The organism is Bosea sp. (in: a-proteobacteria) (genome assembly GCA_023910605.1).
Taxonomy (GTDB): Bacteria; Pseudomonadota; Alphaproteobacteria; order Rhizobiales; family Beijerinckiaceae; genus Allobosea.
Genome location: JAAVVV010000001.1, coordinates 1,295,802 through 1,308,817 on the forward strand (window position 1 = coordinate 1,295,802; position 13,016 = coordinate 1,308,817).

General features: G+C 60.3%; 7 protein-coding genes, 3 pseudogenes and 1 CRISPR repeat array (1 of these 11 only partly in view). All 10 genes and pseudogenes read right to left on the minus strand.

Annotated elements, in window-relative coordinates; all coding sequences use genetic code 11:
- Window positions 1–720: direct repeats of the CRISPR family, unit length 36 nt; unit sequence GCTGCGGATTGCAGCCCTTTCTCGTTCTGCTAAAAC (it extends 309 nt beyond the left edge of the window).
- 49 nt (window positions 721–769) lie between these two features.
- A complete protein-coding gene (gene cas2 / locus HEQ16_06430; protein ID MCO4053682.1) occupies window positions 770–1,075 on the minus strand; it encodes a CRISPR-associated endonuclease Cas2 in 306 nt (101 codons plus the stop codon).
- Between the two features lie 43 nt (window positions 1,076–1,118).
- A complete protein-coding gene (cas1, locus tag HEQ16_06435) occupies window positions 1,119–2,051 on the minus strand; it encodes a type II CRISPR-associated endonuclease Cas1 (protein MCO4053683.1) in 933 nt (310 codons plus the stop codon).
- Window positions 2,051–5,212: a type II CRISPR RNA-guided endonuclease Cas9 gene (gene cas9, locus HEQ16_06440; GenBank protein ID MCO4053684.1), complete on the minus strand. Its 3,162-nt coding sequence runs from the start codon at window positions 5,210–5,212 to the stop codon at window positions 2,051–2,053. The genes cas1 and cas9 overlap by 1 nt, the downstream gene beginning before the upstream one ends.
- Before the next feature lie 168 nt (window positions 5,213–5,380).
- Window positions 5,381–5,620: pseudogene (locus HEQ16_06445) on the minus strand (IS30 family transposase).
- 69 nt (window positions 5,621–5,689) lie between these two features.
- Window positions 5,690–6,895: pseudogene (locus HEQ16_06450) on the minus strand (IS256 family transposase).
- Window positions 6,896–7,157: 262 nt separating this feature from the next.
- Window positions 7,158–8,684, minus strand: a complete 1,527-nt coding sequence (locus tag HEQ16_06455; GenBank protein MCO4053685.1) for an ATP-binding protein — start codon at window positions 8,682–8,684, stop codon at window positions 7,158–7,160.
- A gap of 69 nt (window positions 8,685–8,753) precedes the next feature.
- Window positions 8,754–8,954, minus strand: a pseudogene (locus HEQ16_06460) (IS3 family transposase).
- Window positions 8,955–9,138: 184 nt separating this feature from the next.
- Window positions 9,139–10,272 carry an alpha/beta hydrolase gene (locus HEQ16_06465; GenBank protein MCO4053686.1) on the minus strand — a complete coding sequence of 378 codons (1,134 nt, stop codon included), beginning with the start codon at window positions 10,270–10,272 and terminating at the stop codon, window positions 9,139–9,141.
- A gap of 463 nt (window positions 10,273–10,735) precedes the next feature.
- Window positions 10,736–11,023, minus strand: a complete 288-nt coding sequence (locus HEQ16_06470; protein MCO4053687.1) for a c-type cytochrome — start codon at window positions 11,021–11,023, stop codon at window positions 10,736–10,738.
- Between the two features lie 242 nt (window positions 11,024–11,265).
- Window positions 11,266–12,399 (minus strand): PQQ-dependent sugar dehydrogenase, encoded by a 1,134-nt coding sequence (locus HEQ16_06475; protein ID MCO4053688.1) that lies wholly within the window; start codon window positions 12,397–12,399, stop codon window positions 11,266–11,268.
- Between the last annotated feature and the right edge of the window lie 617 nt (window positions 12,400–13,016).

The window sequence follows — 13,016 nt, forward strand, 5'->3', positions numbered from 1 at the left end:
GTTGCGCAATCCGATATCGTTTGGCTGCGGATTGCAGCCCTTTCTCGTTCTGCTAAAACCGCCTTGAGCGGGCTTGTAGTGCTGCCCCCGCTGCGGATTGCAGCCCTTTCTCGTTCTGCTAAAACACAGTCGGATAGTCTTGCCGGTCCCTGCGTGCTGCGGATTGCAGCCCTTTCTCGTTCTGCTAAAACTTACGGGCGTTCTTATGATGCAAGCGCCTGCTGCGGATTGCAGCCCTTTCTCGTTCTGCTAAAACGACCAGTCGGGCAATGCGCGCGATGCCGCACGCTGCGGATTGCAGCCCTTTCTCGTTCTGCTAAAACGCCGCGCATCTCTAAAACCCAGCCGCAAGCGCTGCGGATTGCAGCCCTTTCTCGTTCTGCTAAAACAAATGGGAAAGCGTGCTCATTGGTCCCGATGCTGCGGATTGCAGCCCTTTCTCGTTCTGCTAAAACCCCCGATGCCGGGGTTCACGAACACATACTGCTGCGGATTGCAGCCCTTTCTCGTTCTGCTAAAACCATCCCGACCGCGATGTGCGCCAAGTTCAAGCTGCGGATTGCAGCCCTTTCTCGTTCTGCTAAAACTGTTGGCAGCGTCGCCAGCCCCGGTTACAAGCTGCGGATTGCAGCCCTTTCTCGTTCTGCTAAAACCGACGCACGATTGCAAGGGGCTGCGCTTTGAGCTGCGGATTGCAGCCCTTTCTCGTTCTGCTAAAACCGCCCTCGCGTAACCCTCTGGGAACGCGAGGGCTTTTCGCTTTCTTGGCTCAGAAAAGCTGAAGCTGCGAGGGGCCAAATGCAGGCTTGTCCCGTTTTTTCCCAACATACACTTTGATGCGGCCGAACTGGTTGTCCGTGATCGTGAGGAATCGTACTTCCCCCTTTTCGGGCACTTTTTCCACCATGCGCGTGGCGTGCATCTCGGCATTGTCGATGGACGCGCAGTGCCGAATATAGACGGAAAACTGCAACATGGTGAAGCCATCTTCCAAAAGGTCCTTGCGGAAGCGGGCATAAGCACGGCGTGCGGCCTTGGTGTCCACCGGCAGATCGAACATGGCGATCACCCACATGCTGCGCCACCCCCAGGGCTGGATGGGATAGGCCGGCGGAGCTTCAGCCCGCGCCATCGTCGAGCAAGTCAGGCGTCAGCGGCAGGCTTTCGGGCAGGATGAGCGAGCCGCGATCATTCCGCAGCAATGCCTTGGCAAGGCTGGCGGCAGATTGTTCGATTCCCAGCAGCAGCGGCCAGCGCTTGCCGCCCACGGCTAACGTTTCGTTCAAGATGGCGAGCAGGGCTGCACGGGTCGCCCGGTCGTCCAGACTTTTAGGCCTATCTGCATCCGCCATGATCCTGTGCACCTTCCAGTCCACGACTGGCCGCCACGGCTCCATCAGATCATCGGCAAGACAGAAGGGATTGGAGCGGTTGCGGTGCCACACGCCAAGCGAGGGGATGAGACCGGATGCTACCAGCGCGCGGGCAAAGGCGGCGCGGACGATGGAATAGCCATAATTCAACAGCGAATTGGCGTCATCGGCGCTGCGATCGCGGCGGAACTCCCTGCCGAACAACTTTGGCCAGTAGCGCTGCGCCCCCTGAGCCTCCAGATTGTCCGGGTCGCCCGAGCGCACGCGGCCGGCAAGCGCGGCAAGCCCGGCATCCTGTCCCGTCACCTCAGAGAGCAGGCGACCCTGCTGGCGCAGTTTGGCTGAGATAATCGCCTGCCACAGTCGCTTGCGCAGCGGAGCGCCGGCCTCCACTTGCGCCCAATGCCGCTCAGTGAGCGCATGGTGCCCGTCTATTGGCAGCATCATACCTGCTGGCAGGTGATCGCGGCCCGAAACGATGACGGTGGCCCCGGCCGTCAAGCATTCGATAAACACCGCCTGAGTGTAGCTGGCGCGACCATCGTCGATCACCAGCACGCCCAGGTCCTCAATCGGCACGGTTGCCTTCGGCAGCTCTGGCCGCTCTATCACCAATTGCCGGTTCGCGACCGACAGGCGCGTACCGGGAGTAGCGATCTCGATCGTCTTGCGAAGCATCAGTCGTTCGCCGGGCGGATACGGCCGATTGGGTCGACCGCCACCTTTCGTCCACCAGATTTCAGGATTGACGTTGCTGTGGGACGAAAAACCGTGTCTCCAGTCGCATCCTCTGCACGCCAGAGCACGATCGGCCCGGCGGACCAGGCGCTCTGGACGATCCACAAGCCCTGGAGCTTGCCATCAGGAAATAAAACGGTGTCACCTTGCGCCAGTGACATCACTATCGGCGCGCCGTCCAGTTCCTTCCGGATCACCGGCTGATGCCGTCTCAGCCGTTCGGCAGCCTCGAACAAACTCACGATCTCGGTCTCCACCCGGCCGTCGGGATGACGGTACACAGCCATATGATGATTGTTGCCAAGATCGGCATAGCCATTCTTCAAGGGTGCCATAAGCCTTTGTTGTTGCTTTGCGCGGATGCGCACCTTGCGGATCGGCGCGCCGCCGTCGGACACGGTGGGGTAGCCGTTGACGAACGCCTTCTTCGGGTCGCCGCCGTGCTCTTCCACCCATGCGCGCACGCAATCACGAACTTGGGGGTCTGGCCACGCGCCATCATCGGCCAGCAACGATTTGGTGAGCGCCTCAACTGGCTTGCGGGTGACGAACCAGCGATAGGCTATTCCAGTGCTGCCTTCGGCCGGGCCGGCGTAGCCGTAGGTCGTATCTTTGTGCAGCGGGCCGGACACCTTGCGGCGCACACGGTGAGAAACCACAATATCGGCAACCTTCCGTTCCGCCTGAGTCCTCACGTCCGGAAATGGTGGGTCCAGCGCCGGTTCGGGTTGCGGCATTGCAGCATCGCGCGCCTGGAACCAGCGGGACAAGCGCTGGGTGTAACCGGGATGCGCCAGCGCCACGATCAGCGCATCAAGTGCGTGGTGGCGATGATCGACCCGGGTTTTCTTGCCGCTATCGTGCAAAATGTTGTTTAGTCCCCAGTTATGCCGCAGCCGCGACGTGACCCGGCCTGAAAGGGTCGCTACGCGCACTTCGCCCGCATGGCCCAGATCAGGGAACAGCATCTTCAGGAAGCCTACTGCCTGGCGCGCGGCATAGCCGGTATCGGTCAACTGGCGGTCGGCAAAATCAGTCGGGATTTCGGTTGCCGCGAATCGACGGACCTTGATCGCCACACGCCCCGGCGGTCCCGCAAAGCCACGAACACGCTGGAGCGTGGCCTCCCACCCTGAGGTGTCGTGCTCGAACGCCTCGAAAGGCGTGCGGTTGGACTTACGCAGATTGAAGTCGCGGTGACAAAGTGTCTTGTTGGCAAAGCTGTCGTCCAGGGATCGCCAGCGTGGCCAGATATGCTCTACCTGAAACTCGCCATGATGAAACAGGGCGGCAAAGTCGATCATGCGCCCCGTGTAAGGGCATTGGCGATTGCACTCGTCCCACAGAAGCCATTTTTCAATGTCGTCACGGGAAGGCTGTGAAATGCCACCCTTCTGCAATTCTTCGGCTGCCTTCTTGCGTTGCTTCTCGCGGTCACGGTTGCGCTTCAGTTCCTCGGCGCGTTCGCGGGCGGACTTGCCCACATCGCGCGCCACCTCCACCCTGATGCGGTCCGGTCGACCGTGAACGGCGATAAGGTTGTTGACGACCTTGCGCAGTTCGTTCTGCACGCGCAGCACCGTCGGGTTGCGCACGGATTTCTGCCGGTCGATTTCTTCTTGGGAACCGTGCGGCCTTTTTTTCGGGTCACCGGGCGTCGGCAAGCGATCGACCCAACTGCCCGTAGGCTGGGCGCGAGCGGGAAACGTGCTGATGCGCCAGCCTTCTTCCTCAGGGCCGGCCAAAAGGGCGCCGAAGATCACCCCTTGTTGCAGGCGCGGCAGGAATTTCCAAAGGGCGTCTTCCGAAAATGGCTCCCACCCCGGCGCGAAAGTCAGCCGAGCAAGTTGATCCGCCTGTTCGTCGCTCAGAGCAAAGTCTGCCTTGAGACGTTCGCGCGCTGCGCCGCGTGCCTGCCGACGTTCCGCCTCGCGCCGGATGACGATGCGACCGCCTATCTGACCGTAATCGGCACCGTAGAGACGGTCATGGATTTCCCGGCGCATCTGCTCGCGCAGGGTCGGATCAGCCTTCCACCGCTCGCCCACGGTCGAAGCTAGCCGGTTTTCAAGCCGGTTGCCAATCAGCCCCTTTTCGCCGCCGCGTTCCAGATTGAACGTCGGCTTCTCCGGCAAATCATGCTTTCGCCAGTAAAGCTTGAGATGCCGGCGAATGCCGCCCCAACTCACACTGTCCTGGGTTCGCAGCAAGGCAAGAACCGCGGTACGCTCTTGCTCGTCCAGCGGGCGGGCGTTACCTTCCTCGATGCGCAGATTGTTGAGCTTTTCCAGCATGCGCTTTTCCTGCGCCGCCCAGGAGGCGGAGGCGGCAAGCTCCGCACCGGGCATAAAGCGGCACGCGCCAAGCGTCGCTTTCCGCCAGAACACCGGCTTCTGGTCGAAGATCACCTGCTCAAGCGCCGCAATGAAATCCACGTCGCGCAGCTTCGCGTGGTGCGGACTTTGAGCCCCCACGATGGCGCGGAACTCAACGGCGACATCTTCCCGCGCAAAATGGTGGCCGCGCCGGCGCTCTACACGTTCTGGAATCTCGGCGATAAAGGCGCCGAGCGTTCGGCCGGAGGCTTTCAGAGAGTTGCGGTCCTTCTCGCGTTGGGATGCCGCCTTCTGTTCGTCCGCACTCGGCGCGTCAGCCGCCTCGTCATAATCAGCACCCGTATCCTCAAGGTCGCGCCCACGAAAGTGCCGTTTCTGCGCCAAGTGATACAATGCGCGACCCAGTTCGGTGGCGCTTAGCACTTCAACTGTTGCTTTCGTTCGCAATTGCCATGGGTCGAGCGCCATGGCCTCCGCCCATCTCGAACCCGTCGCCTTGTTGAATTCGGGCAGCAGGCCCGCCGCGCTTAGGAATTGGTTGAGATCGCGTCGCCTTGAGCGGCGGCGACGCAGCTGGCGACGCATCATGCGCCTTTTCCTGCGTTCCTGATTCAATGGTATGCCGTCAGGGTCGCGCGCTTCCGGAAAGATGCGAACTCCCAAATGGACAACGTCACCAGTTCCGGCATTGCTGTCGATCCTGACGACAGCCGACCCGATCGACGTTGTACCGATGTCGAAACCGAATACGAGCTCTGATGCCATACTTGACCTCCCGGCGGATAATGCTAGCATGAAATCCTAGCAGAACGAGAAGGGGCTGCTTTTCGCAAGCAAAAGTCTCTTCGTGTGGGCTCGGCAACCCAAAGACAGGGCCGGTTTATTGCGGCGCTCTCGCACACGAGAGCGCCGCAATTTTTTGTGTGGGCGGTCTCAAATCTGAAGTGCATCACCGAGTTTCGATAGCTCAATCATAAAGACTTCCTCGGGTGTTTGGAAGCCGAGGACGGCGCGCGGTCTGGTGTTGAGGCTGTGGGCGATCCTGTCGAGATCACGCTGGCTGTAGATCGACAGGTCGATGCCCTTGGGCAGGTACTGCCGGACGAGGCCATTGAGGTTCTCGTTGGACGGCCTCTGCCAGGGGCTGTGCGGATCGCAGAAGTAGACCGGCAGGTCGTGTCCCGGTTCGTGGTGTAGCTTCTGACCACTGACCGCTATCGGGGTTGGCCCGGGCGGTTGATGTCAGGCGGCCACAGCGGGCATGCTGACGAGGGGATCATCGCTCATTGTGGCCAGAGTTTCCAGTGTCATGTAGCGGGTTCGCTGGACAGCCCATTCATCGTTCTGCTCAAGCAGGATGGCGCCGACGAGGCGGGTGATGGCGGCCTCGTTGGGAAAGATTCCGACCACGTCTGTCCTGCGTTTGATCTCGCCGTTGAGGCGTTCCAGTGGATTGGTGCTGTGCAGCTTCGTCGCGGTGCTGGGCTGGGAAGCTCATATAGGCGAGCACGTCAGGCTCGGCGCCGTCCATCAGAACGGCAAGCCTGGGCAGCTTCGGCCTGAGCTGATCGGCAACGGCGCGCCACTGCCTGGTGGCATTCACCGCATCATCCTGCGCGAAGGCGGTGGCGATGAAGGCGGAGACGACACGCCTGCCGCTCTTGCCGGCATGGGCCAGAGCATTACGCATGAAGTGAACCCGGCAGCGTTGCCATGTGGCGGTGAGAACCTTCGAGACGGCGGCCTTCGATGCCCTCGTGCGCATCTGAGACGACGAGCTTGACGCCGCGCAGGCCCCGGCGGGCGAAGCTTGCGCAGGAAGTCGGTCCAGAAGGTCTCCGCCTCGGATGGGCCGATATCCATGCCCAGAACTTCGCGGCGACCGTCGGCATTGACGCCCACGGCCACCGTGACGGCGACGGAGACGATACGGCCGTTCTGCCGGACCTTCACATAGGTCGCGTCGATCCACAGATAGGGCCAAGTCACCCTCGATAGGCCGGTCGAGGAAGGCCTTGCACCCGCTCGTCGATCTCCTCGCATAGGCCGCGAGACCTGGCTTTTCGATATCCCGCTCATGCCCATCGCCTTGACCAGATCGTCCACCGAGCGGGTCGAGACGCCCTGGATGTAGGCTTCCTGGATCACCGCCGTCAGCGCCTTCTCCGCCATGCGGCGCGGCTCCAGAAAACCGGGGAAGTAGGTGCCCTTCCTCAGCTTCGGGATGCGTAGCTCCACGGTCCCGGCCCGCGTCTCCCAGTCCCTGTCGCGGTAGCCGTTGCGCTGGGCAAGCCTGAGCACGCTCTTCTCGCCATGAGCCGCCCCGGTCCGCGCGCCCACCTCCAGCTCCATCAGCCGCTCGGCGGCAAGGCCGATCATATCCCGCAGGATATCCGCGTCGGGGGTCTTCTCCACCAGCGTGCGAAGGTTCATCATGTCGTCGGTCATTGGTCTTCCTCGGGGTTGGACGGTTGTCGCAAACCCGAGCCTCGCCCGAAGAACGATCAATGGCCACCGCCATCATCCCGGCTACTACGGCGCTGTTGACGGCGCGCAGCCGGGACGATGGCTACAGTCAAGCTACACCACGTACCGGGACGCCACCGGACAGAGAGAGTTCGCTTTCCTTGGAGCCGCCTTCGCACAAGCGAAGGAAGGCGGCGAGAAGGAAAGCGGACGAACGGGCTTTCCTTGGTGAGCAGGAGCAACTTCACTTCGCGGCAGCGAAGAACATTTCGTCTACCCGGCAAGCCGCTTTGAAAACGGTTCCGAGTGCGTTCATGTCCTGGGCGGCGAGGGCCATTTCACGACATTGTGCCAGTGCTGCAATGGCGTCTTGCAGGCTGGCTTTCGTGGTCTTCGAACCTGCAATCCCTTGGCAGAAACATGAGACGTCCACGGCAGCCGAAGGCGTCTTGATAACGCCATCCTGAAATTCTTTCACGTGGGATGCGGCCTTTTGCGTGACAGTCTTCGTGAATGCGGGCTGCTTCCCTTCAAGTCGAGCAATGACATTTGCCTTCTTGTTGTGCTGCGACGTTTCGAGCTTCGTTAATTCCGCAATGATTTCGGCGGTAGTCTTTCCCGAGAGATTCGCAAAGTAGTGCAGCGGGAGCCACTTGCGCGGCTGGCTGACAGCCGCTCGAATGTATTCCAACGGCTCGGCAACTGCGTTTTGATCCAAGAAAGCAGACAGAATGTCTTCTTGCGAGATTGCCTTCGGAACCAGCTTCGCTTGTGCCTCTTGTATGACGTTGACCGGCTTGACCTCACCCATGAGCTTCAGCGCTGGCGCGCCATTGACTTCGTCGAACTGGCCTTCGCGAATGAAATTGATCTGCTTTGCAAGCTCTTCGTCGATCAGGATTTCTCGGCCATCGGCTGCAAGGACATTCTTGTCAGTGTCCAGAATCAGGGCTTTGGCCGTTCCGATAGTAGCGATTTTCCCTGCCGCTTCGGCAAGCGCCATGCGGGCTCGGCGGTCGCGCTCTTCAAGCATCGACCGAAGGTCAGCGAACTTGATGCGGGCTGATTGTCCAGCGTAGCGGAAAAGGATGTCTCCTTCACAAAGCTCTCCCTTTCCTCCTCCATCGCGACACACGATAACGGGCCGGTCCGGGTGCAGATCGACGTGAATAAATCCAACGGTCAGGCCGTCGAGCACGAATGACCCTTTGGCGGTGATCCTTGGCGTCGGGGCGAGATGTGTCTTGGCCTTGTCGATCAGTCTGGCGATATCGAACCCATCGAAATCGCCATTTATCCCGGTGGCGATGCAGTCAGCATTCGAAACGCCAAGAAAGACATAGCCGCCCCGGTTGTTCGACAAAGCGGCAATCGCTCGGAGCAAGCCAAAGATGTTCTTCGCGTCAAACTCTTGCTTGCACTCATGCTGATCGGTTTCGCCGTCATGCAACTTCCATCGTCCGTCTGGCAGCTTGGCGAATAGGGCGCGTGCCAAGTCGGTTCGGCTGAGCGGTGTGGAAGGCGTCGCCTCGGGCACAGCAACTCCAACGGCTGAAGGTTTGAACAATGACAAGAAAGCTGCAAGCTCGGCATCCGTGGAGGCTGCAACGTTTGGTCCGTAGGAGCCGTCGCGAATTTGCGTGATGCGCCCGGAATTCACCGGGCGGTCCTGCCGGTTGAAATAGAACTGGATATCCCTGTTTTTCATCTTTCGGGCGAGCATCGCCCTAATGAGGCTGATTTCCTCGTCGGTGATGCTACGTTTCGGCATGTTATTGCGCTGCCTCGGATGCAATCGCATTGAACCACCCCCGGTTTGCCGGAGGCGGATTGTGTCAAGTTATGCGGCCATGGCTGGTTCGTCCAGCATAGCGTAATAGCGTGCCTCGGCTTCGGCGGGTGGGATGTCGCCGATGGGCCGCATCAGTCGGCGATGATTGAACCAGTCGACCCATTCGAGTGTGGCAAACTCGACAGCTTCGAATGACTTCCAAGGGCCGCGTCGGTGGATGACCTCGGCCTTGTAAAGCCCGTTGATGGTCATCATTCGCCGGGCCTCGCCGAAGACGTCCTCCAGGCGTGCCGCCCGCCCACCTTCGCGCGCGCGGGCCACCTCCCCAGCCTTGCCACCGCCCCAGCCTTGCCGTCGCCCCAGCCTTCCACGACCGACCCCGCACCGGCCACCACCACCGACTTGCCGGCGGAGATGGCCAGCGCATCCGGCCTCAGCCCAGGAACTCCGCAACGACGCGGTTGAACTTCTCGGGGTTCTCCATGAACATGAAATGCGATCCGCCCTCGTCGCCCTCAAAGATCACAGAGCGTCCGTTCGGCATCTGCTCTGCCTGCCAGACCACGGAGGACCAGGGCACAAGGCTGAGCTTGCCGCCGATGCACAGCGCAGGCAGGTTGATCCGCGCCATCACGTCGCGCCAGTCGTTGCCCACATGGTCGACCACCAGTTCCGCCGCTTTGTCGCGCGGCATCTCCATGTTCAGCGCTATGCTGGCCGTTATCATATCCCTGGGGCAATCGGGGGTGAACATGCCGGTGATAAACCCCGAGGTGACGGAACCATCGGCATCGGCGGCCAGCGCCAGCGCAGTGCCATAGGTCGCTTCGGGCGTAAAGATCGCCCCGGCTTGGGCACGCGTCTCGTCGTTGAGCACCGGGTTGTTCGACAGCGAGGGGGGTTCGTCGACGAAAACGAACCGGTCGATCCGCTCGGCGCCAAAGAGGTCATAAAGACCCCACAGAACCGAACAGCCCATCGAATGGCCCATCATCACCGCCCCATTCAGATCCAGCGCCTCCATCACGTCGCGCACGTCCTTAGACAAGCGATAGACGCGATAGCCAAAAGCGGCATTCTCGGAGGCGCCATGGCCGCGCAGGTCGATCGCGATAACGCGGTGCGTCCTGGAGAAATGGTTGATCTGGTGGGCCCATTGCGCTGCTGTCTGCGACCAGCCGTGCACCATGACAAAGGGCTTGCCCTCGCCCGCCTCAAGGTAACTCAGCGTCACGCCGTCGCTTGTCTTGATCTGCCGTCTTGTCGCCTTCGTCACTAACATCCCTGTTTCCCCCTGATATGTCGGTCGTTGTGTAGACCTCGGAATTATCCTGCCCTCTGGCCTCGTGTCCAGTGCAACTGCTGCCCGGTTTGCTCCGGGAAGTTGAAGCTGCCCGATTGCCGGCGCGCCCGGCCCGCGTGCCGGTTTGGCGCGGCAAGCCGGAAACCCCGCCAGCCGGCGGTCCAACATATGGAACCCGATCACGCCGGAGGGCTCAGAAGGGCCGACCGACGCACCCAGGGGGCAGGGGCTCCAGCTGCGGGGGACGATGAACTCATGCTGCACCGGTTCATCCCCACGGGCGTAGGGAACACGCAAAGTTCAGCAAGTCGCTCATTGCGCTGGGCAGCTCATCCCCACGGGCGTGCCCAGCCGCTTGTCAAGTTATACATGCACATAGACTGATCGTCGCGACGAATTGGGCGCAACGCTCCCTATGGGTCAGACAGAAAGAAGGCACTTGACCGCAGGGTCGTTCCACATATGAGAACCCTCTATTCCAGCAAAGCTGAACCTGCTCAAGGATTTCCGTGTGCGGGCGTCCATAATGGAACCGATGGAGGTTCCCGATGGCACGACGCAAATCCCCCCCGCATTCCTGACGCGCTTCTGGGCCAGCTTTTGTCTGGAGCTGATCCCAGAACGGCCTTCGCTCGGTGGAAAGCCATCACCGCCGTGCCTGATAACGGGATCGGTTGCAGGCCCTTTTGCGGACCGCAGACATCAAGCTGACAACGCCTTCAGCATATCACGGCTTTTGCGCAAGGATCCACTTGACGATCGCTTCAGACTCATCCGGAGAGACGTTGGCTTGAGCTGGCATAGGCAGCTGTCCCCACTTGCCACCCCCGCCCTTGATGACCCTTTCGATCAACATGGTGGCCGCGGCTGGATCATCGGCATATCTGGCTGCAATGGCCTGGAAGGACGGGCCAAGCATTTTCCGTTCGAGATGATGGCATGCACCGCAATTCTTGGCTCTGGTCAATTCCGGGCTGGCCGCAGCCGCGCCAGACACGAGTACAGCGTAGAGCATGATTACGATGCGACGAGTACAAATCATGGATTTTTCTCCAGATGCGTCGATAATGAGTCTTGCAGATATCTATTTCGTCACGCAGGAAGCTGATCGCGCCGAATGAGTTCATGGGCCTGTACGGCAGCCGGATCAGGCGCCGCGACCTCTGATTCACGCGGGCAGGGATAAACCGGAACATGAACACAGTTGAGAAGGGCCGCATTGCCTGATGAGCAATGCGGCCCTTCTCTTTTTCAAGGTCAGTTAGCCTTCAACTGGTACACGTCACCTTGATCGGTGGCGGCATACAGGTGCCCATCCGGGCCCTGCACAACCGAGCGGAAACGTCCCGCTGGCATCGGCAACGATGCTATCGTGCGCGTCGAGGACTGGCCGTCAGCCGAGATGTTGAGCACGTCGAGGCGGTTCCCGACCGGGGTTCCATGAATGCCGATGCCCATGTAGCCCACGATCATGCGCCCGTTCCAATCCTTCCACTGAGCTCCGCTCAGGAACGTGCATGATGACATGCCCTGGGAGAGCACCTCATTGTTCCAAGCAGGCTTCATGGCATTCGGATAGGTCTTCGTGTCGGTCATCGGCATGGCGGCGGCACGTTCTTTGGGGTCCATGGCACCCATTTCATTTGGCGAATAACCGCAGTAGCCATCGGTGCAGTTACCGCGACCTGCCATATTGGGCCTTGGATCCCATCCGCCGTTTCCACCAGCCACAAGCGCAGTCACTTCATCACTGTGCCAGGGGCCATTTTCTGCAGTGAAGGCCTGGTTGGTGCCGGGCCGGAAGCATATCCCCTGTGGATTCCGATGCCCATAGGTATAGACGCGGGCATCAAAGCCTTGCGGCGCATTGTTGCCAGGCGCAGCCGCACCGTCGCGGTTGATGCGCAGCACCTTGCCAGCGAGTATTGTGGGGCTCTGCGGTCCGGGGCCGCTGTGAGTGTCGCCGGTGGTCACATATAAAAACCCATCACCGGGACTGAAACGCAAGCGCCCGCCGTTGTGGGCGCCAGGGTCTCCAAAGGGGTGGCCACTGGCTGCAGGCTTGTAGGCAATGTCCGTCACGATATCGGTGCGGTTCGACACGCCCGTCATGTCAGCGTTCACCGTGTATCGGACAACCCGGTTGGACGCTGGCGGTGTCATGGTCGAGGCGGAGTACACGTAGACGAAACGGTTTGTCGCGAAGTCCGGATCGACCGCCACTCCACTCATGCCAGCCTGGCCACTGCAGAACAAGTCGGACGCAGTTGCGGGGAAACCTTTTGAATCCTTGATTCCGATCAAGGGGTTTATGGTGCCGGACGGCATACGAACGGACAATCCGCGGCACTTTTCTGTAAAGAACATGGTGCTGTCAGGGAGGAACGCCATGTCCCATGTCAGATCACGTCCAGTCATGATGCTCGTTGATGTCAGTCCCGGCGTGCCGGATTGGCTTTGGGCTATGCCAGGGGCTCCAAAACTTGCAGCAGTAAACAGAGCAAAAGGCAGAAATGCCCCAACAAATCTATTCATTTATGTCTCCTCCAGTGTTTTTATTGCCAACTCATCTGAAAAACGACTACAGCATTTCATGCCAGAGGTCATCCTTCGATGGGCTCAAAAACGTATAATAAAGTCTAACGCTACGCAATCATGAGGTTTTGCATAGCTGCAATTCAGTATGCTCCTGCAGCCTTCGACCTGCCAAATAGCCGCCGGGCGGCTGAGAAAGCGGACACAAAACAACAAGGCTGCGATCGACTGGACTTCCGTTTAAGGATGATGGTCTGTCGGGCGCGCCCAGCCTTGACGAGGTGCATCAGCAAAGGCCTGGTCGATTCTGGCGCATTCGGGATCGTGCCACGGAGCCGCATATCGGCCGTCGCGCGCGCCTGGACCGTCGCCTCTGCGATCATTTTCCGGAGGCCGTCCAGCCCCATGAAAATGGCAGAATCGTCCCTGATCCGCTCCTCGTGTCTGGGGACAGGCCTCGCTGACGCGAAGCA